This is a genomic window from Sphaerisporangium corydalis, from assembly GCF_025506355.1.
GTDB classification, from domain to species: Bacteria; Actinomycetota; Actinomycetes; order Streptosporangiales; family Streptosporangiaceae; genus Sphaerisporangium; species Sphaerisporangium corydalis.
Genome location: NZ_JANZYP010000012.1, coordinates 1 through 19275 on the forward strand (window position 1 = coordinate 1; position 19275 = coordinate 19275).

Here is a 19275-nt window from a genome sequence, read left to right on the forward strand (position 1 = left end):
CCCCGCCGGCCCCGCCTCCCGTGCCGACGCCACCGCCTGCGCCGACCCCGCCGCCCGTCCCCACGCCGCCGCCCACTCCGGCGCCGCCGCCGACCCGCGCGCCCACCGCTTCACCGGCGCCGAGAGAGACGCCGCCTGCCAGGGAGACACGTGCCCCCGTCCCGTCGCGGGCCCCCGTCCCGTCGGCCCGGCCCGTCGTGCACGTTCCGGCCCGGCCACGGGCGCCGGGCAGTCCCTCGCCGTCGCGGCCCCCGGCGAAGCCGCGGCCCACCCCCTCGGTTGCCGTCCCCGCCCCCCGCGTCCGCGCCCTGCACGCCGAGGCCCTCCCGCGCCACCGGAGCCCGCTGGGCACGGTCCTGGTCATGGTCGTCCTCTCCCTGGTGATCGCCATCGCCACCGGCCTCGCCTTCCGGTAACCCCGCCCGCGCGAAGCCCCGCCCGCACGAAGCCCCGCCGCACGGGCCGGTGGTGACGGGTCGTCGAGGTCGAAAGTTTCAGAGAAGGTGATCGGTTTCGAGGGGTCTTCGCAGGTCCACGTGGTTCATGACTGGTTCTCTCACCTGGTGTCTTGTCGGCTGAAACGTTCCGGCCGATACTCCGGAATGTTTCAGGGACGGTCGCGAGATCGGCCCACCGAGCCGGAGGGCAGGACAACGCATGAGGATGAGAGCACGATTGGCGGGGCTCGTCGCCACCGCCCTGGCGCTGGTCGTCGCGGGGCTCGTCACCGCGTCGCCCGCGGCGCCCGCGTCACTGGTCGAGGTCACCGGCTTCGGCACCAACCCCACGAACCTGCGGATGCACCTGTACGTCCCGAACACCGTGACCTCCCGGCCGGCGATCCTCGTGGCCGTGCACTACTGCACGGGTTCGGGCCCCGCCTTCTACTCGGGCACGGAGTTCGCCTCCCTGGCCGACCGGTACGGCTTCATCGTCGTCTACCCGTCGGCGACCAGGAGCGGAAGCTGTTTCGACGTCTCCTCGCCGCAGGCGCTGAGGCATGACGGCGGCAGCGACCCCGTCGGCATCGTGTCGATGGTCAGGTACGTCGAGCAGCACAACAACGGTGACCCCGACCGGGTGTACGTCACCGGTGCCTCGTCGGGCGCCATGATGACCAACGTCCTGCTGGGCGACTACCCGGACGTGTTCAAGGCCGGGTCCGCGTTCATGGGCGTGCCCTTCGCGTGCTTCGCTACCACCGACGGCTCCTCCTGGAACAGCGCGTGCGCCAACGGGCAGATCACCAAGACCCCGCAGCAGTGGGGCGACCTGGTGCGCGGGGCCTTCCCCGGGTACACCGGCGCCCGTCCCCGGATGCAGGTCTGGCACGGCACCGAAGACGCCACCCTCCGGTACCCGAACTTCCAGGAGGAGATCAAGCAGTGGACCAACGTCCACGGCCTCAGCCAGACCGCCACGTTCACCGACCGCCCGCAGTCGTCCTGGACCCGCACCCGCTACGGGGGCACCGGCACGACGGTCCCGGTGGAGGCCGTGAGCGTGCAGGGCGTCGGGCACAGCCTCCCGACCAGCGGCATGGCGCTGGCGGCCGTGCAGTTCCTCGGCCTGGCGGGCGGGTCGCCCACCCCCACCCCGACCCCGACCACCACGCCGACGCCGACGCCGACCCCCACACCGACGGGCGGGACCGGCCCGTGCCTGGTCACCTACACGATGAACACCTGGAACACGGGGTTCACGACCGCGGTGACGATCGCCAACACCGGCACGACGACGATCAGTGACTGGACCCTGGCGTTCACCCTCCCCAGCGGGCAGGCGGTCACCTCCGCGTGGAACGCCACCGTCACGCCCACGAGCGGCGCGGTGAGCGCGCGGAACGCCGGGTACAACGGGACCATCGCACCGGGCGCGTCGGCGAGCTTCGGCTTCCAGGCGACGCACACCGGGAACACGGCCGAACCGGCCGCGTTCAGCATCGGCGGCACGGCCTGCGCGGTCGGCTGACGGCACACGGCGGCCCACTACGACAACGGCGGGCCGCGACGACGACGACGGCGGCGGCGGGCCGTGGGGCCGGACGCCCGAATGGGCGCCCCCTGATGGGGGCGCCCGTAAGGGTCGTCCGAACGACCGAAAGCCGGCTGCGGGGCGCGCCACCCCGCAGCCGACTTCCGCTCATTCGGGCGGGTCGTACTGTTCTTCAGAATTAATGGTGAATCCTCAGTCCCCAGGAGCCCTCAGCAGGAGCGACTCGGTGACGTCCACCCCCTTCGGTCAGTAGTTGGAGTTGGAGGACGGTGAAGCGGAAGGCGTGGCACTGGGCGAGCCGGTCGGCGTCGTCGAGGTGCCGTTGGCCGCGTCGGCGGGCATGATCAGGCCGACCAGGCCGTGCTGGGTCTTCTGGATGCCGGCGGAGAACCAGAGCGCGTTCTCGCCGCCGCTGGCGGCCGTGCCCTGCTCCAGGTCCCACAGGCCCTCGATCGCGATGGCCTTGCCGTCGGCCTTGCGCAGCGGGCCGAGGTAGCGGCCGTTCCTCGGGTTGTAGGCGTTGATCCAGCCGTCACCGAAGTTGCCGACGAGCACCGCGCCGGAGAAGGCGCCGAAGCCCTGGGGAGCCTTGATCATGGCCCACGGCGCGTTCAGGGCGCCCCGGGCGGCGAGGCGTCCGGTGAAGCGGCCGGAAGGCGTGAACCGGCTGACGAAGCCGAGGCCCTTGCCCGCGATGGACTTGCCCGTCTCCGAGTCCCACTTGGCGTACGCGACGTAGACGGCGTTCCCGACGATCTCGACGTTGTAGGCGTGGTAGTCGCTGGGCAGTGCCCGGTCGCGGAACGCCCACTTCGACAGCCGCACGCGGCTGAAGTCGTCGTCGAAGACGTGGATCCGGTTGTGCGCGAAGTCGGCCGCGAGCAGGAACGAGCCGCGGTTGGTCCGCATCATCGCGAGGCCCTTGTAGTCCGCCTTGCGGGTGAAGGCCGCGATGATCGCGCTACCGGGGTTCACTTCGGCGTTCCAGCCGGTGATGGCGCCGCTGGGGCTGGCGAAAATGAAGGTCGCCGGACCCGACACGCCCTTGCTGGAGATCTCGAAGCCCTCTTCACCGTTGAAGACCTGGCCTGTCGGCGCGCCGCCGGGGATGGCGACCTCGGTCTTCTCCTTGGTGAGCTGGCTCGCGCCGCCCGAGTACACGGTCGCAGAGCCGGTGCCCGCGTTGGAGACCCACAGCGTCTTGCCCATGGCCAGACCCCAGGGGTTGACCAGCTTGGGGTCGGTGACGTCCGCCTTGCCCGCCACGTCCGAGATCAGCGGGAGCTCGGCGAAGCGCGTCTGTGTGTGTGAGGTGGTGGACTTGGTGGACTCCTTGGACTGCGGGGACTCAGCGTGCGCCGGGATCGTGCCGGTGGAAATGCCCAGGACGAGTGCCGCAGCGGCGAGCGTGGCGATGCGTGGCCGCATCAGGCCTCCTACTGTCGTCTGCATGTGCGTACGGACGGAGGTACGCGGCACCCTCGGGCCCGGTTCAAACGGATTCGCAATCTCTTTATGAAAACCCGACGGCGCCGGGGTCCTCCCGGCGCGGAGGACCCCGGCGCCGCGGGTGGACGCCCAGCTCAGGTACCGGACAGACCGGTGTGGGCGACGCTGCGAATGATGTCGCGCTGGAAGAAGACGTAGGCGACCAGCAGCGGCAGGCCGCCCAGCACGGCGGAGGCCATGATCTGCGCGTACCGCAGGCCGTAGGAGCTCTGGATCGTCGCGAGCCCCACCGGGATCGTCATCAGGTCGGGGTCGGACACCGCGAGGAACGGCCAGAAGAAGTTGTTCCACGTGAGGATGAACGTGAAGATGCCGACGGCGGCCAGCACCGGCCGGGACAGCGGCAGCACGACCTGCCAGTAGAGCCGCCAGGGGGACGCCCCGTCGACCCGCGCGGCCTCCTCCAGCTCCCGGGGCAGCCCGTCGAAGAACTTCTTCAGGATGAAGACCATCGCGGGCGCGGCCACCTGCGGGAGGATCATCGCCCAGTAGGTGTCGACGAGCCCGAGGCCGAGCATCTCGCGGAACAGCGGCACGACCAGCACCTGCGGCGGCACCATGATGCCGGCGATGACGATCCCGAACAGCGCCCTCCTGCCGCGGAACGCCGTACGGGAGAAGCCGTACGCGGCCATGCTCGCCGTGAGGAGCACGAGCACGGTGACGCCCACGGCGACGACGGTGCTGTTGAGGAACCACCGCGCCAGGTCGCTCTCGGCGAACACCTTGCGGAACGCGTCGAAGGTGAAGGCGCCCCACCACGTCACCGGGATCCTGGTCGTGTCGCTCTCGGGCTTGAGCGCGGTGTCGACGGCCCACAGCAGCGGCGTCAGCCACAGCAGCGCGATGACCGCCGTGACGACGAGCCCGGCGGCGTTCCAGGCGCGTGCGGTCGCCTGCGGGGGCCTTCTGGGTGCCGGTACGGCGGTCATCGCGCGTCCTCTCGGCGTGACGGGAACAGCTTGAGCTGGGCGACCGACACCACGACGATGAGCACGAAGAAGAACGACGAGATCGCCGAGGCGTAGCCGAACCTGAAGCTCGTGAAGGCGGTGTCGTACACGTACTCGAGGATGGGCCGCGCCGAGAAGGCCGGGCCGCCCGAGCCGATGTAGATGAGGTAGGCCTGGTCGAACAGCCGCAGGCTGGCCAGGAGCTGCAGCACGATGACCAGGCCGGTGGTGCGCTTGAGCAGCGGGAGCGTGATGGACCACAGGCGCTGCCACCACCCCGCGCCGTCGATCGACGCCGCCTCGTACAGGTGCTGGGGGATCTGCTGGAGCGCGGCCAGGTAGAGCAGGAAGTTGAACCCGGCCGTCCACCACAGCGTCGCGATCACCACCGAGATCATCGCCACCGAGGGGTCGCTGAGCCAGCCCTGCTCGGACAGCCCCACGCTGGTGAGCGCCGCGTTGAGCAGGCCGAACCCGGGCTGGTAGATCCAGACCCAGATGAGCGCCATCACGCTGGCGGGCAGCAGGAACGGCATGAAGAACGACAGCCGCCACAACCAGCGCATCGGCATGACGCGGTTGGTGAGCAACGCCATGACCAGCCCGGTCAGCACCAGCGCGGGCGTGCTGAGCGCGGTGAAGTACAGCGTGTTGCCCAGCGCGCTCCACATCGCGGCGTCGCCGAGCATCTCGGTCCAGTTGCGCAGCCCGACGAGTTCGCCGCGCGTGCCGGTGAGGCTCTCGTTGAAGAAGCTCAGGACGAACGCCGACAGGGTGGGCCAGACGAGGAAGGCCAGGTAGAACAGCAGGAACGGCAGGACGAACAGCAGGCCGGCGGGGGCGCGGCGCCACAGCGGTGCCCTGGTCGCGGCCACGGGGACCGCCGCCGGCGCCTCGGTGGTGATGGTCGCCATCTGGTCCTCCTATACGGGACTCGGCGTGGAGAGCAGCTTGTCGACGGCGGACTTGAACTGGGTGAGGGCCGCCTGGGGGGTGAGCGTCCCGGCGAGCACCGACTGGAAGGCCGACCCCGCCTGGTTCTCGAAGTCCGACCCCGACCCGCTGAACCACGCGGGCGGGTCGAGCTGGACGTCGGGCGTCACGTCGCGGTACTCCGACTGCGGCTTCAGCGCCAGGTAGGCGGGGTCGGTCACCACGGGCTGGTACGCGGGCACGTGCCCGGCCCGCCCCCAGGTGACGCTGTACTTCAGCAGCTCGGCGATGAACCGGTAGGACTCCCGGGTCGTGAGGGGGTCGCGGGCCCGCTGGTGCGGCAGGACGAACGAGTGCGCGTCCCCGGAGGTGCGCGCGTTGCCGAAGATCGCCGGGAGCCGGGTCATGCTGTACGGCAGCTTGGCGGTGGTGAACGTCGCGGTCTCCCAGCCGCCGTTCCAGTGGAAGCCGGCCTTGCCGCCGGCGAAGGTCGCGATCGCGCCCGGGTAGTCGACGTCGCGGGTGGCCAGCCCTTCGGCGGTCAGGCGTCCCATGAAGGTCAGGGCCGTGAGCGCCTTGGTGTCGTCGATGCCGATGCCGGCGCCGGTCGGCAGCGTGATGTCGCCGTCCTGCTGGCGGTAGAGCGCCCAGAACAGCCGCCACGGCATCACGTCGAGGTTGTCCAGCGCGAGCCCGTAGGCGCCGGTGACCTTCTTGGCCTTGGTGAGCGCGTCGATGACCTGGTCGGGCCCGTTCATCGGCGCCAGCCGGCCGTCGGCGCCGAGCAGCCCGGCCTTCCCGGCGATGTCGGTGTTGTAGTACATGACGAACGGGTGGGTGTCGAGCGGCAGGGCGTACAGCGCGCCGCCGACGGTGGCCCGTTCGATCAGGCCGGGCGGGAGCTGGTCCTTGGTGACGCCGAACTCGGCGAGCAGTTTCTCGTCGAAGGGGTCGAGCAGGTGGCCGGGCGCGTACCCGGCGAGCCGGGACAGGTGCAGGATCCCGACGTCGGGGGCCCGGCCGCCGGCCGCCGCCATGGCGAGCTTGGTATAGTACGGCGCGCCCCACGCGAGGGTCACCGCCTCCAGGGAGATCTCGGGGTGCCTGGCCCGGTAGTCGTCCAGCATCTTGACCATCAGCACGCCGTCCCCGCCGCCGAACAGGTTCCAGTAGCGGAGCCGGGTGGTGGCGCCGGTCACGCCGCATCCGGTCAGGGGGATCGCGCCGAGGGCGAGCGCCGTGCCCAGCACGGCTCGCCGGGTGGGTCGCGGGGGTCCGCCGGGGGTGGGTCGCGGGGGTCCGTCGGCCATCGTCTCCTCCAGTGGGAGTCGCCAGATCATCTGAGTCCCCGAGTGGTCGTCGCGCGAACGACGATCTGTTAGCGCTAACAAAGGTCGATGGGAGGCGGCGGATCGATCGGTGGCGCCCGTTCCGGGCGGCCCAGCGGCGGTGCCCGCCGGCGGCGGTGGACGCCCGGCCCGGGACGCGCCTCGCCGGCCGGGCGGCCACCGGCGGACGGCACACCATTCGCGTGTTTCGCTGAGGTTTCCCGAGTGTTTGCGATAACACAACCACTGTCAAGGCCCTGGGGCGTCCCCGGAGGTCAGGGGCCGTGGAGGCACCAGGGAGATTGGGACGTTTTCGCCGTGGGTCCTTGACGGCCGTGATGGGAGCGCTAACAATCATCCCAATTAACCCGTACGTTACAAACCCCGACGAACCCCGGCCCGGGGCGGCCAGGAGGACCCGTGCACCAGGCGTCGCTCACGATCGACCCCGCCCTCCGCGTCGCCCCCGTGCGGCGCCGGACGTTCGGCACGTTCGTCGAGCACCTCGGCCGGTGCGTCTACACCGGCATCCACGAACCCGGCCATCCCACCGCCGACGAGGACGGCTTCCGCCAGGACGTCCTCGCCCTGACCCGCGAGCTCGGCGTGACCACCGTGCGCTACCCCGGCGGCAACTTCGTGTCCGGCTACCGCTGGGAGGACGGCATCGGCCCGCTCGCCGACCGGCCGGCCCGGCTCGACCTGGCGTGGCACTGCACCGAGCCCAACCACGTCGGCGTCGACGAGCTGGTGCGCTGGGCGCGCAAGGCGGGCGTCGAGCCGATGATGGCGGTCAACCTCGGCACCCGCGGCGTCCAGGAGGCGCTCGACGTCCTTGAGTACTGCAACATCCCCTCGGGCACCCGCTGGTCGGACCTGCGCGTCGCCAACGGGGCCGCCGACCCGCACGGCATCCGCATGTGGTGCCTGGGCAACGAGATGGACGGCCCCTGGCAGATCGGCCACAAGACCGCCCGCGAGTACGGCAGGCTCGCCGCCGAGACGGCCAGGGCGATGCGGATGATCGACCCCGATCTCGAACTGGTCGCGTGCGGCAGCTCCGGCTCGGGCATGCCGACGTTCGGCTCCTGGGAGGCCGAGGTCTTGGACGAGGCCTACGACCACGTCGACCTCATCTCCTGCCACGCCTACTACGAGGAGAAGGACGGGGACCTCGGCGGCTTCCTCGCCTGCTCGACCGACATGGAGAACTTCATCGCCTCCGTCGTCGCCACCGCCGACCACGTGCGCGCCAAACGCCGGTCGGCCAAGCGGGTCAACGTGTCGTTCGACGAGTGGAACGTCTGGTACCAGAGCCGGTTCGCCGCCCAGGAGCCGTTCCGCGACTGGCCGGTGGCGCCCCCGCTGCTGGAGGACCGCTACCACCTGGCCGACGCGGTCGCGGTCGGCGGGCTGCTGATCACCCTGCTGCGCAACAGCGACCGGGTCACCGCCGCCTGCCAGGCGCAGCTCGTCAACGTCATCGGGCCGATCATGACCGAGCCCGGCGGGCGGGCGTGGCGGCAGACCATCTTCCACCCCTTCGCCCAGGCCGCCAGGTACGCATCAGGCGACGTGCTGCGCGTGGACCCGGTGTCGCCGCTGTACGAGACGGCGGAGTTCGGCGACGTGCCCCTCGTGCACGCGGTCGCCACCCACGACGGGGACCACACCACCGTCTTCGCGGTGAACCGGTCCGTCGACCGCCCGGTGGAACTGACCCTGGACACCCGTGCCCTCGGCGACGTGCGCGTGATCGAGGCCATGACGCTGAGCGGCCCCGACGTGTACGCGGTCAACACCGCCGACGCCCCCGACCGCGTCGCCCCGCGTCCCAACACCGGCGTCGGCGCCTCCCCGCTCCGCGTCATGCTGCCGCCGGTCTCCTGGAACGTGGTCCGCCTGGGACGATGAACGGGCGGACAGACGCACGGGCAGCGAGGAGTGATGTGAGATGGCGACCGTCGTCCTGGTCGGGACCCTGGACACCAAGGGGCCGGAGTACGACTGGCTGGCCGGCCGGCTCCGGGACCTCGGGTGCGAGGTGGTCGTCGTCGACGCCGGGGTGGGCGAGCCACGGTCCGCCGCCGAAATAGGCAATGACCGCGTGGCCGGCGCCGCGGGCGCCGACCTCGGCGCGCTGCGGGCCGAGGGGGACCGGGGCGCCGCCGTCGCCGCGATGGGCGAGGGCGCGGCGGCCGTCCTTGAAGAGCTGCACCAGGAGGGGCGGCTGGACGCCGTGCTCGCGGTGGGCGGCAGCGGCGGGTCCTCCATCGCGGCCCGCGCCGTGCGGGACCTGCCGATCGGCGTCCCCAAGCTGATCGTGTCGACCATGGCCTCGGGCGAGGTGTCCCCGTACGTGGGCGCCAAGGACGTGACGCTGATGTACAGCGTCGTGGACATCGCGGGCCTCAACCGGGTGTCCCGCGCCATCCTCGGCAACGCGGCGGCGGCCGCTGCCGGCATGGCCAGGGCCCGGGAGACCATGGAGAGCGCGGGGGAGGACGACCGCCCGCTGGTCGCCGCGTCGATGTTCGGGGTGACCACGCCCGCCGTGGACGCCGCGCGCGAGCGGCTGGACGAGCTCGGGTACGAGGTCCTGGTCTTCCACGCCACCGGCTCGGGGGGCCGCGCTCTGGAGGCGCTCGCGGCCGGCGGCCTGCTGGCCGGGGTGCTCGACCTCACCACCACCGAGCTGGCCGACGACCTGGTGGGCGGGGTGCTGTCGGCGGGCCCCCACCGGCTCACGGCGGCCGGCGCGACCGGGCTGCCGCAGGTCGTGGCCCCCGGGGCGCTCGACATGGTGAACTTCGGCCCCCGCGACACCGTCCCCCGCCGCTTCGCCGGCCGCCTGCTGTACGTGCACAATCCGTCGGTGACGCTGATGCGCACCACCGCCGAGGAGATGGGCGAGCTGGGGCGCAGGGTGGCCGCCAAGCTGCGCGGCGCGATCGGCCCGGCCGCGCTGTTCGTGCCGCGCGGCGGGGTGTCCGCCCTGGACGCGGCGGACGGCCCGTTCTACGACCCCAAGGCCGACGACGCCTGCTTCGAGGCGATGACCGCCGGGCTGCGAGGATCCCCGGTGGGGGTGGTCGACCTGGACATGCACGTCAACGACCCGGACTTCGGCCGCACGATGGCCGACCGGCTGCACCACATGATCACCTCGCGCGAGGCCGCGCGATGAGCCGGCAGGAGGTGCTCGCGCGGCTCCGCAGGACCGTCGCCGAGGGGCGGCCGGTCATCGGCGCCGGGGCCGGCACCGGCCTGTCCGCCAAGTGCGCCGAGGACGGCGGCGTCGACCTGATCATCATCTACAACTCGGGCCGCTACCGGATGGCCGGCCGGGGCTCCCTGGCCGGCATGCTGCCGTACGGCGACGCCAACCAGATCGTCGTGGAGATGGCCGCCGAGGTGCTGCCCGTCGTCCGCGACACCCCCGTGCTCGCCGGCGTCTGCGGGACCGACCCGTTCCGCCTCATGCCCCGCTTCCTCGACCAGCTCGCCCTCATGGGCTTCGCCGGGGTGCAGAACTTCCCGACCGTGGGCCTGTACGACGGGATGTTCCGCCAGAACCTGGAGGAGACCGGCATGGGCTTCGACCTGGAGGTCGAGATGGTCCGGCTGGCCCGCGAGCGCGACCTGCTCACCGCCCCCTACGTGTTCGACGAGGACCAGGCGCGGGCCATGGCCGAGGCGGGCGCCGACGTCCTGGTCCCGCACCTCGGGCTGACCACCAAGGGGAGCATCGGCGCGGGCACGGCGCTCACCCTGGACCAGGCCGTCGAACGCGTCCAGGCCATGCGGGACGCCGCCGTCGCGGTGCGGCCCGGCGTCATCGTGCTCTGCCACGGCGGGCCGATCGCCGAGCCCGAGGACGCCCGCCACGTGCTGGCCCGCACCACGGGCGTCGCGGGCTTCTTCGGCGCCTCCTCGATCGAGCGGCTGCCCACCGAGCGCGCCATCACCGAGCAGGTCAGGGCCTTCAAGGCGATCGACCCCGGGTGAGCGGGCGGCCTACTCGGGCGCCACCTCCTTGACCTGGGCGACGATCTGCGTCGGGTTGACGAACATCAGGGCGAGCACGAGCAGGGCCGAGGACAGCAGGGTGTAGACGACGGCCATCGCGTCGATGGCCTGGGCGGCGCGGATCCCGGGGGTGAAGGCCGCGCTGTAGAGCGCGACGATGAGGGTCTGGCTGTCCGGACCCGAGACCAGGAAGGTCAGCTCGAACATCGCGACCGTGCGGACGAGCACGAGGATCCCGGCGGCGAGAATGCCCGGGACCAGCAGCGGCACCAGCACCCGGGTGAAGACCTGCCGGGTCCTGGCCCCGCACATGCGCGCCGCCGACTCCACGTTGGTGTCGATCTGCTCGATGAACGGGGTCATGACCAGCACGACGAACGGCAGCGCGGGCACCAGGTTGGCCGCGATCACCCCCGACATCGTGCCCGCGAGCTGGAACTTGTACAGCACGGTCGCCAGCGGGATGCCGTACGTGATCGGCGGCAGCAGCACCGGGAGCAGCAGGAGCAGGGTCACCAGCCGCTTGCCCGCGAAGTCCCGCCGCGCCAGCGCGTACGCGGCAGGGACCCCGAGCAGCAGCGCGAGGCCGACGACGGCGAGGGCGACCAGCAGCGTCACCTGGAGCACGTCCGACAGCCCGAACTCCTGCCAGGCGTCGGCGTACCAGCGGGTGGTGAACGCGGACGGCAGCCAGGTGCCGAACCAGCTCACCGCGAACGAGTCGACCACGACCGACAGGATCAGCGCGGCCAGGTTGACCAGGAAGAAGGCCACCCCGCCCCAGACGATCCAGGCGTACGGCCGCCGCCATCCGCCCGAGCGGAGCGTCGGTACGGTCACGAGCCCTTCCCTCCTGTCGTGCCGGTGTAGAAGCGCCCGCGCCACACCAGGACCAGGGCGACCACCAGGAGCTCGGCGACGCCCATGAGGACCGCGATGGTCGAGGCCATCGAGTAGTCGTACTTCTCGAAGGCCGCCTGGTAGGCGGCGATCGCCATCACCCGGGTCTCGTTCGCGGGCTCGCCGACGAGGTTGGCCGACGGGAACACCGAGAAGGCCAGCACGAACGCCAGGATGAACGTCGTCGCGAGGCCGGGCGCGAGGAGCGGCAGCGTCACGTGCCTGACCCGCCGCCACGGCCCGGCGCCCAGGGTCGCCGCGGCCCGCTCCAACGTCGGGTCGATGCCCGACATGTACGAAAGGACCAGCAGGAACGCGAACGGGAAGCCCGTGATGAGCAGGGAGAACAGCACCCCCCAGTAGTTGTAGATGAGCCGGACCGGCTCGTCGACCAGGTGGAGGTCCAGCAGCACCCGGTTGAACCAGCCCTTGGGCCCGAGGTAGCGGAGCAGGCCGTCGGCGACCAGCACCGTCCCGAGCGTCACCGGCAGCACCAGGATCGCGGTGAGCAGCCGCCGCCCCCGGAACCGGCCGCGCAGCCGATAGGCGATCGGCACCGACGCGCCCACGTTGATCAGGGCGGCGGGCAGCGCCAGCCGCATCGTCTTCCAGATCGTCCCGCTCTGGTAGGAGTCGCGGAAGAACGCCAGGTAGTTGGCGAACGGCCCGCCCCCGGCGCGCGGCTGCAGCGACAGGCCGACGCCGTACAGCATGGGGTAGAGGAACAGGGCGGCGACCACGAGGACGGCCGGGACCAGGAGCAGCAGCACCCGGTCGATGCCGCGCTCGGCCAGCCGGTGGCGCATCCCGAGCCGGGCGGCCCCCTCGGCGGCCATCACCCCGCCCCCGCCGCGCCGGGCCGTGGCGGGTGGTCGCCGTCGCCGAAGACGAGGACGCGGTCGGGAGGCACGCTCAGCTCGATCTTCTCGCCCGGGCGCACCCGCTCCGGTACCCGGACGTGGACGACCCGCCCGGACTCGGTGACGCCCTCCACGGCCGTCTCCCGGCCGTGGAACTCCGCGACCTCCACCGTGACCGTCAGGGGGTTGGCCGCGCCCCGGCCGGCCGTGAAGTCGTCGGGCCGGATGGCCGCCACGGCCGTCGCGCCCGCCGACCGGTCCCGTGCCACGCCGGTCAGCCGCAGGCCCGGCTCGGCCAGCGTCACCCGGCCGCCCTCGCGGCCGGTCACCGGCAGCTCCAGCAGGTTGCGGTAGCCCATGAAGCCGGCGACGTAGGTGTTGCGCGGCTGGGCGTAGACCTCCTCGGGGGTGCCGATCTGCTCCACGACGCCGCCGCGCAGCACCACGATCCGGTCCGCGAGCGCCAGCGCCTCCTCCTGGTCGTGGGTGACGTACACGGTCGTCAGCCCGAGCGACTGGTGGAGCCTGCGGATCTCGGTCCGCATCTGCAGGCGCAGCTTGGCGTCGAGGTTGGACAGCGGCTCGTCCATCAGCACCAGGCGCGGCCGGATCACGATCGCGCGGGCGATCGCGACCCGCTGCTGCTGCCCGCCGGAGAGCCGGCCGGGGAGCTTGGCCGCCTGGTCGGCCAGCTCGACCAGCGCCAGGGCCTCGTCCACGCGCCGGGTCAGCTCCGGCTTCGGCACACCCCTGATGGCCAGCCCGAACCCGACGTTCTTCCGCACGGTCAGGTGCGGGAACAGCGCGTAGTTCTGGAAGACCATGCCGAAGCCGCGCTTCTCCGGCGGCAGCCCGTCGATGCGCTCGTCGTCCAGCCAGATGCCGCCGCCGGTCAGCGGGAGCAACCCGGCCAGGCAGTTCAGGGCGGTCGACTTGCCGCAGCCGGACGGGCCGAGGAGGGCGACGAACTCGCCCCCCTCGATCGTGAGGTCGAGGCGGTCCAGGGCCGTGGTGGTTCCGAAGCGCCGGGACACCTCGCTCATCCGCAGCGTCCGGAAACCGCTCACGACTTCTTGACCTTGTCGCCGCCGACTTCCTTGTCCCACCTGTCGAACGCCGCGACCAGCGCCTTGGCGTCGAGCGGCACGGCCTTGGGGTTCCGCTCGATGAGCTCGTCGTACTCGGGCCTGCCGAAGTCCTTGATCGCCTGCTGGCTCTCGGGCGGCGCCATGTCGATGGTCACGCCCTTCACCGCGGGCCCGGGGTAGAAGTACCCCTTGTCGTAGGTGATCGCCTGCTGCTGCGGGGTGAGCGCGAACTTCATCAGGTCGAGGACCACGGCCAGCTTCTCGCCGCCGATGCCCTTGGGCACGACCATGTAGTGCGCGTCGGTGACCCAGGTGAACCCCTCCAGCGTCTGCGTCCTGAAGTCCTTCGGGACCTGGCCGAGCACGCGCGGGTTGATGTCCCACCCGGTGGTGGTGAGGATGATGTCCCGCGTGCCCTCGCCCAGCTCCTTCATCGTCTGGGAGGTGCCGGTGGGGTAGTACTCGACGTACTGGCCGAGGTCCTTGAGGTACTTCCAGGTCTTGGTCCACCCGGTGGCCGGGTCCTTGGGGTCGCTGTCCTTGAGGATGTACGGCAGGCCCATGAGGAAGGTGCGGCCGGGCCCGGAGTTGGCGGGCCGCGCGTACTCCAGTTTCTTCGGGTGCGCCTTGGCCCAGGCCAGCAGCTCGTCCGCCGTCTTCGGCGGGTTCGGGACCGTGGCCGGGTTGTACTCGATGAGCGGGCCCGAGGGGTAGTACGTCACGATGACGCCCTTGCCCTGCGCGAGCTCCTGCATCTTGGCCGCGGGCTCCAGGTAGGTGCTCAGGTCGGGCAGCAGGCCCTTGTACTTGCCGGCGAGGTCGACCCAGAGGTTCTGCTCCAGGCCGGCGGACAGCCCGTCGGTGCCGGTGAGGACCAGGTCGATGTCCAGGTGGCCCGCGTCCTGCTGGGCCTTGACCTTGCCGGCCAGCTCGGGGGCGGTGACCTTGGTGTAGGTGATCTTGCTGACGGCCTTGGGGTGCTGGGCCCGGTAGTTGTCGAAGATCTGCTGGGTGAGCTGCAGGTTGCCCGCGACGTCCACGATGTTCAGCGTGACCGCCTCGCCGGGCATCTTCACGTCGGCGGCGGCGGGCTCGGGGACGAAGCCCTGGCCGGCGTCCGGCGCGCCGCAGGCGGTGAGGACACCGAGCGCCAGACAGGCGGCCAGTGCGGGGATACGAGGAGATCTCATAGGGGGGTGATCCTCCTTGGATGCTGGCCCCCAAGAATGGAAACACGCTGGAAATATGTCAATAGGTCGACATGGTGGTGTACTGATATACCAAGTTCGCGAACGTGCTCGAAGGGAGCAGCAATGCTGGATGGCGTCAGGCGGGCGCTCGGGTCGGTGGTGGCGGTGCCGGTGACGCCGTTCGACGAGCTCGGGCAGGTCGACGAACGGGCGTACACGGCCGTGGTGTCCCGGATCGTCGCCGCGGGCATCGTCGCCGTCACGCCGAACGGGAACACCGGCGAGTTCTACTCGCTGTCCCCGGCCGAGCTGGACCGCGTGGTCGCGCTGACCGTGGCGGCGGCCGACGGCGCGACGGTCATCGCCGGGGTCGGGCACGACGTGGCGCGGGCCGCCGGGATGGCGGCCGAGGCGGCTCGCCTCGGGGCGGCGGCCGTGATGGTGCACCAGCCCGTGCACCCCTACCAGTCGCAGGAGGGCTGGGTCGGCTACCACCGGGCCGTCGCCGAGGCGGCCCCCGACCTCGGGGTCGTCTGTTACGTACGCTCCCCGCTGGTCACCGCGCGGGCGCTCGCCGACCTGGTGGCCGCCTGCCCGAACGTGGTCGGGGTCAAGTACGCCGTCCCCGACCCGGTGCGGCTCGCGGAGATGGCGGCCGAGGTCCCGCAGGTCGAATGGGTGTGCGGGCTGGCCGAGAGCTGGGCGCCGTTCTACTGGCCCGGCGGCGCGCGCGGGTTCACCTCCGGCCTGGTCGTCATCGCCCCGGAGCTGTCGCTGGACCTCCTGGGCCGGCTCCAGGCCGTCGATCTCGACGGGGCGATGGAGGTGTGGCGGCGGCTCAAGCCCATCGAGGACCTCCGGGCCCGGCACGCCAACGCCGGCAACGTGTCGGTGCTGAAGGAGGCGCTGGCCCAGCTCGGGCTGTGCCGCCGGGACGTGCGGCCACCGATCTCGCCGCTGCCGGACACCGAGCGGGACGAGGTCGCCGCCATCCTGCGCTCCCTGAGCCTCCCGGTCGGCGCCGCGTGACCGGGCCGGACGCGCCCGGCGGCCCCGGCGTGCCCGGGTCTTCGGGCGGGCGGGACGTGCCGGGGTCTTCGGACGGGCAGGACGGGCCGGGGAGTGTCTCGGGCGGGAAGGACGTCGCGGGGGTAGAGGCGCTCGCGCCCGAGGTGGCCGAGGCGTTCCGGCGGGTGTCCACCGCGACGGTCACCACGCAGCTGTTCGCCCGGGGCCTGCGCAACACCTTCCTGGCCGGCCTGCGCCCGCTCAACCCCCGCCGGACCCGCATGGTCGGGGAGGCGTTCACGCTGCGGCACATCCCGGCGCGCGAGGACCTCGACGTCCTGTCGGTCTTCAAGGACTACGACCACCCGCAGCGGCTCGCGGTCGAGTCGGTCGGCCCCGGGCAGGTGCTCGTCATGGACTGCCGTGGCCGGACGCGGGCGGCCTCGATCGGCGGCATCCTCGCCACCCGCCTGCTGCGGCGCGGGGCGGAGGGGCTGGTCACCGACGGCGCGGTCCGCGACTCGCCGTTCTTCGCCGAGCTGGAGCTGCCCGCGTTCGCCGCGGGGGTCTGCGCGACCACCAACCTGGCGCGGCACCACGCGGTCGACCTTCAGGTGCCCATCGGCTGCGCCGAGGTGCCCGTCTACCCCGGCGACGTCATCGTGGCCGACGCCGAGGGCGTCGTCTGCGTGCCCCGCCACCTGGCGGCGGAGGTGGCGCGCGACGCCCTGGAGCAGGAACGCCTGGAGGAGTTCATCCAGTCCGAGGTGGAGGCCGGCGCCCCGCTGCGCGGCACCTACCCCCCCGACGAGAACACCCTCCGCCGCTACCGCGAAGGGCGGTAGCGGGGCGTCAGGCGTCCGATGGGGGCGTGCGGGCGGGGTCGTGGGTCAGGTGGGTGACCGAGCGCCCGATGTGCGTCCTGGTCAGGCTCTCGGCCAGGGCGGCGTCGCCCGCGCGCACGGCGGCCAGGATCGTCTCGTGCTCGGCGAACTCCTCCCGCCAGGTCGGCCAGTGGCGCCACAGCACCGTGACCGTCCCGAGGGAGGTGAGGTCCTGGAGGTTGTCGAGCTGCGCGATGACCAGCTCGTTCCCGCAGCGGGAGTACAGCGCGCGGTGGAAGCGCCGGTTGGCCAGGCTGAGCGCGGTCGGGTCGTCCCCCGACAGCAGCCCGCGCGCCTGCTCCAGCGCCTCTGACGCCTCCGCCCCTGCGGCCTTGCCCGCGCCCGCCGTCCTTACCGAGCCGGTCGCCTCGCCCGTTCCCGAGGCGTCGTCCGTGCCCGCCGTGGTGGCGTTCGCGATCGCCCACGGTTCGAGGAGGAGGCGGAGCTCCTGGGCCTTGCGCAGGTCGGCGGCGGACAGGACCCGGACGCTGACCCCCCGGTTGGGGCTGATCGTGACCAGCCCGGTCGAGGCGAGCCCGATGAGGGCCTCGCGCACCGGCGTCTTGGACACACCGAGCTGTTCGGCGAGCCGGCGCTCCACGAGCGTCTCGCCGGGTTTGATCCGTCCGGACAGGATGGCCGCGCGGATCGAGTCGGCCACGAGGTCGGTCCGCGTGGTCGACCGCGCGACCGGACGCAGGATCGGGTCCTCTGACATGTTGTACACCGGTATATGGTCTCGCACCCCGGACGGGAACGCCGCGCCGGGCGGACGACCCTCCGCGCCGGGCGGGCGACCCTCCTGGCCGCCCGGGGGCCTGCCGTCCGGACCCTGGCGGCTCATTCGGTGTCAGGTTCTGGGGCGCCTCCGGAGCCGGTGAGGAAGTCGAAGTCGCAGCCCTCGTCCGCCTGCAGGATGTGCTCGTCGTAGAGCGTGCCGTACCCGCGCCGGTACACCGTCTCGGGGGCCCGCCACTCCGCGCGGCGCCGGTCCAGCTCCTCGTCCGGCACGCCGAGCGTCAGCGTGCGCGCCTCGACGTCCAGGGTGATCGGGTCGCCGTCGCGCACGAGCGCGAGCGGCCCGCCGACGTGGGACTCGGGGGCGACGTGCAGCACGCACGCGCCGTAGCTGGTGCCGCTCATCCGGGCGTCGGAGATGCGCAGCATGTCGCGGACCCCGGCCTTGAGCAGGCGCTCGGGGATGGGGAGCATGCCGTGCTCGGGCATCCCCGGGCCGCCGCGCGGGCCGGCGCCGCGCAGCACCAGCACCGAGTCCGCGGTGATCGGCAGGTCCTCGTCGTTCAGCCGCCGCATCAGGTCGCGGTGCCCGTCGAACACCACCGCGGGCCCGGTGTGCTTGAGCAGCCGGGGGTCGGCGGCGACGTGCTTGATCACCGCGCCGGCCGGCGCGAGGTTGCCGCGCAGGACGGCGAGCCCGCCCTCGGCCGACAGCGGGTCCTCGCGGGTCCTGATGACCTTGTCGTCGTACACGGCGGCCTCGGCGAGCGTCTCGCGGAGGCTGAGCCCGGTCACGGTCGGCCGGTCGAGATGGAGCAGGTCGGAGATCCGGCCCAGCAGGCCGGGCAGGCCGCCGGCCAGGTAGAAGTCCTCCATGACGTACGCGCCGCTCGGCCGCAGGTCGGCGAGGACGGGGACGCGGCGCGAGGCCTCGTCGAAGTCGTCGAGCGTCAGCTCCACGCCGCTGCGGCGGGCCATGGCGACCAGGTGGATGACGGCGTTGGTGGACCCGCCGAGCGCGAGGACGGTGGTGACGGCGTCGGCGTAGGCGGCGGCGCCGAGGATCGCGGAGGGGCGCAGGTCCTCCCAGGCGATCTCGACGGCCCGCCTGCCGCTGGCGGCGGCCATCCTGTTGTGCGCGGAGGCCACGGCGGGGATGGCGGCGGCGCCGGGCAGCGTCAGGCCGAGCACCTCGGCGACCGAGGTCATGGTGGAGGCGGTGCCCATCGTCATGCAGTGCCCGGGGGAGCGGGCGATGCCCTCCTCCACCCCGGCCATCACGGCGTCGCCGACCAGCCCGGCCTGCTTGTCGGCCCAGTAGCGCCACATGTCGCTGCCGCTGCCGAGGACCTCGCCGCGGAAGCCGCCCGGGATCATCGGCCCGCACGGCACGTAGATCGCCGGGAGGTCCATGCTGATGGCGCCCATGATCAGCGCGGGGGTGGTCTTGTCGCACCCGCCCATGAGCACCGCGGCGTCCACGGGGTAGGACCGCAGGACCTCCTCGGTCTCCATGGCCAGCAGGTTGCGGTAGAGCATGGTCGTCGGCTTCTGGAAGGTCTCCGAGAGCGACATCACCGGCAGCTCGACGGGGTAGCCGCCGGCCTGCCAGACGCCGCGCTTGACGTCCTGCGCCCGTTCGCGCAGGTGGATGTGGCAGGGGTTGAGCTCGCTCCAGGTGTTCAGGATGCCGATGACCGGACGTCCCATGTGCTCCTCGGCGGACAGGCCGAGCTGGCGTGTCCTGGCACGATGGCTGAAGGACCGCAGGCTCTCGGTGCCGTACCAGCGGTGGCTGCGCAACTGCTCATGGCTCAGACGCTCCATAATCACCTCGTATCCTGATATATCACGGGATGA

Annotated in this window: 16 protein-coding genes and 1 pseudogene; 6 read left to right on the forward strand and 11 right to left on the reverse strand. The window is 72.0% G+C overall.

Annotation, left to right across the window (positions count from 1 at the left end; genetic code table 11):
* A pseudogene (locus tag NYZ98_RS11175) lies at positions 1 to 397 on the reverse strand (hypothetical protein); the annotation flags it as partial.
* A gap of 260 nt (positions 398 to 657) precedes the next feature.
* Here NYZ98_RS11175 and NYZ98_RS11180 point away from each other — a divergent pair.
* Positions 658 to 1971, forward strand: a complete 1314-nt coding sequence (locus NYZ98_RS11180; protein ID WP_316249558.1) for an extracellular catalytic domain type 1 short-chain-length polyhydroxyalkanoate depolymerase — start codon at positions 658 to 660, stop codon at positions 1969 to 1971.
* 270 nt (positions 1972 to 2241) lie between these two features.
* Here NYZ98_RS11180 and NYZ98_RS11185 read toward each other — a convergent pair whose 3' ends face one another.
* From NYZ98_RS11185 to NYZ98_RS11200, 4 genes are all read right to left on the reverse strand, one after another.
* Positions 2242 to 3423, reverse strand: a complete 1182-nt coding sequence (locus tag NYZ98_RS11185; RefSeq protein WP_262842537.1) for a TIGR03118 family protein — start codon at positions 3421 to 3423, stop codon at positions 2242 to 2244.
* 155 nt (positions 3424 to 3578) lie between these two features.
* Positions 3579 to 4436 (reverse strand): carbohydrate ABC transporter permease, encoded by an 858-nt coding sequence (locus NYZ98_RS11190; protein WP_262842538.1) that lies wholly within the window; start codon positions 4434 to 4436, stop codon positions 3579 to 3581.
* Positions 4433 to 5371, reverse strand: a complete 939-nt coding sequence (locus NYZ98_RS11195; RefSeq protein WP_262842539.1) for a carbohydrate ABC transporter permease — start codon at positions 5369 to 5371, stop codon at positions 4433 to 4435. The genes NYZ98_RS11190 and NYZ98_RS11195 overlap by 4 nt, the downstream gene beginning before the upstream one ends.
* A gap of 9 nt (positions 5372 to 5380) precedes the next feature.
* Entirely contained in the window at positions 5381 to 6730 is a 1350-nt protein-coding gene (locus tag NYZ98_RS11200) for an extracellular solute-binding protein (protein ID WP_262842540.1), read from the reverse strand.
* A 408-nt stretch (positions 6731 to 7138) separates the two neighbouring features.
* Here NYZ98_RS11200 and arfA point away from each other — a divergent pair, with 408 nt between their 5' ends.
* The 3 genes from arfA to NYZ98_RS11215 are packed head-to-tail and all read left to right on the forward strand — an operon-like array spanning position 7139 to position 10726.
* The gene (gene arfA, locus NYZ98_RS11205) at positions 7139 to 8632 is read left to right on the forward strand and encodes an arabinosylfuranosidase ArfA (RefSeq protein WP_262842541.1); all 1494 of its coding nucleotides are present in this window, start codon (positions 7139 to 7141) and stop codon (positions 8630 to 8632) included.
* A gap of 40 nt (positions 8633 to 8672) precedes the next feature.
* Complete coding sequence (locus tag NYZ98_RS11210; protein ID WP_262842542.1) at positions 8673 to 9905, forward strand: Tm-1-like ATP-binding domain-containing protein; 1233 nt, start codon at positions 8673 to 8675, stop codon at positions 9903 to 9905.
* Complete coding sequence (locus NYZ98_RS11215; protein WP_262842543.1) at positions 9902 to 10726, forward strand: phosphoenolpyruvate hydrolase family protein; 825 nt, start codon at positions 9902 to 9904, stop codon at positions 10724 to 10726. Before NYZ98_RS11210 ends, NYZ98_RS11215 begins: the two co-directional genes overlap by 4 nt.
* Positions 10727 to 10735: 9 nt before the next feature.
* On the opposite strand, the gene NYZ98_RS11220 is transcribed toward NYZ98_RS11215, so the two are convergent.
* The 4 genes from NYZ98_RS11220 to NYZ98_RS11235 are packed head-to-tail and all read right to left on the reverse strand — an operon-like array spanning position 10736 to position 14785.
* Positions 10736 to 11587 carry an ABC transporter permease gene (locus NYZ98_RS11220; RefSeq protein ID WP_262842545.1) on the reverse strand — a complete coding sequence of 284 codons (852 nt, stop codon included), beginning with the start codon at positions 11585 to 11587 and terminating at the stop codon, positions 10736 to 10738.
* Positions 11584 to 12483, reverse strand: a complete 900-nt coding sequence (locus tag NYZ98_RS11225; protein WP_262842547.1) for an ABC transporter permease — start codon at positions 12481 to 12483, stop codon at positions 11584 to 11586. Before NYZ98_RS11225 ends, NYZ98_RS11220 begins: the two co-directional genes overlap by 4 nt.
* Positions 12483 to 13574 carry an ABC transporter ATP-binding protein gene (locus tag NYZ98_RS11230; RefSeq protein ID WP_262842549.1) on the reverse strand — a complete coding sequence of 364 codons (1092 nt, stop codon included), beginning with the start codon at positions 13572 to 13574 and terminating at the stop codon, positions 12483 to 12485. The genes NYZ98_RS11225 and NYZ98_RS11230 overlap by 1 nt, the downstream gene beginning before the upstream one ends.
* Positions 13571 to 14785 carry an extracellular solute-binding protein gene (locus NYZ98_RS11235; RefSeq protein ID WP_262842551.1) on the reverse strand — a complete coding sequence of 405 codons (1215 nt, stop codon included), beginning with the start codon at positions 14783 to 14785 and terminating at the stop codon, positions 13571 to 13573. The genes NYZ98_RS11230 and NYZ98_RS11235 overlap by 4 nt, the downstream gene beginning before the upstream one ends.
* 123 nt (positions 14786 to 14908) lie before the next feature.
* Here NYZ98_RS11235 and NYZ98_RS11240 point away from each other — a divergent pair, with 123 nt between their 5' ends.
* Both NYZ98_RS11240 and NYZ98_RS11245 read left to right on the forward strand, forming a co-directional pair.
* A complete protein-coding gene (locus NYZ98_RS11240; protein WP_262842553.1) occupies positions 14909 to 15814 on the forward strand; it encodes a dihydrodipicolinate synthase family protein in 906 nt (301 codons plus the stop codon).
* A complete protein-coding gene (locus NYZ98_RS11245; protein WP_262842555.1) occupies positions 15811 to 16638 on the forward strand; it encodes a ribonuclease activity regulator RraA in 828 nt (275 codons plus the stop codon). Before NYZ98_RS11240 ends, NYZ98_RS11245 begins: the two co-directional genes overlap by 4 nt.
* A 7-nt stretch (positions 16639 to 16645) precedes the next feature.
* Here NYZ98_RS11245 and NYZ98_RS11250 read toward each other — a convergent pair whose 3' ends face one another.
* Both NYZ98_RS11250 and araD read right to left on the reverse strand, forming a co-directional pair.
* Positions 16646 to 17395 carry a GntR family transcriptional regulator gene (locus NYZ98_RS11250; RefSeq protein WP_262842676.1) on the reverse strand — a complete coding sequence of 250 codons (750 nt, stop codon included), beginning with the start codon at positions 17393 to 17395 and terminating at the stop codon, positions 16646 to 16648.
* A gap of 122 nt (positions 17396 to 17517) precedes the next feature.
* Complete coding sequence (gene araD / locus NYZ98_RS11255; RefSeq protein WP_262842557.1) at positions 17518 to 19242, reverse strand: L-arabinonate dehydratase; 1725 nt, start codon at positions 19240 to 19242, stop codon at positions 17518 to 17520.
* Positions 19243 to 19275 lie beyond the last annotated feature (33 nt).

Bases quoted from the DNA above. Each gene is read 5' to 3' on its own strand.
- NYZ98_RS11225 (WP_262842547.1), bottom strand. From the start codon at position 12,483: ATGGCCGCCGAGGGGGCCGCCCGGCTCGGGATGCGCCACCGGCTGGCC.
- NYZ98_RS11240 (WP_262842553.1), top strand. From the start codon at position 14,909: ATGCTGGATGGCGTCAGGCGGGCGCTCGGGTCGGTGGTGGCGGTGCCG.
- NYZ98_RS11195 (WP_262842539.1), bottom strand. From the start codon at position 5,371: ATGGCGACCATCACCACCGAGGCGCCGGCGGCGGTCCCCGTGGCCGCG.
- NYZ98_RS11190 (WP_262842538.1), bottom strand. From the start codon at position 4,436: ATGACCGCCGTACCGGCACCCAGAAGGCCCCCGCAGGCGACCGCACGC.
- NYZ98_RS11200 (WP_262842540.1), bottom strand. From the start codon at position 6,730: ATGATCTGGCGACTCCCACTGGAGGAGACGATGGCCGACGGACCCCCG.
- NYZ98_RS11180 (WP_316249558.1), top strand. From the start codon at position 658: ATGAGGATGAGAGCACGATTGGCGGGGCTCGTCGCCACCGCCCTGGCG.
- NYZ98_RS11250 (WP_262842676.1), bottom strand. From the start codon at position 17,395: ATGTCAGAGGACCCGATCCTGCGTCCGGTCGCGCGGTCGACCACGCGG.
- NYZ98_RS11185 (WP_262842537.1), bottom strand. From the start codon at position 3,423: ATGCGGCCACGCATCGCCACGCTCGCCGCTGCGGCACTCGTCCTGGGC.
- NYZ98_RS11210 (WP_262842542.1), top strand. From the start codon at position 8,673: ATGGCGACCGTCGTCCTGGTCGGGACCCTGGACACCAAGGGGCCGGAG.
- NYZ98_RS11215 (WP_262842543.1), top strand. From the start codon at position 9,902: ATGAGCCGGCAGGAGGTGCTCGCGCGGCTCCGCAGGACCGTCGCCGAG.
- araD (WP_262842557.1), bottom strand. From the start codon at position 19,242: ATGGAGCGTCTGAGCCATGAGCAGTTGCGCAGCCACCGCTGGTACGGC.
- NYZ98_RS11235 (WP_262842551.1), bottom strand. From the start codon at position 14,785: ATGAGATCTCCTCGTATCCCCGCACTGGCCGCCTGTCTGGCGCTCGGT.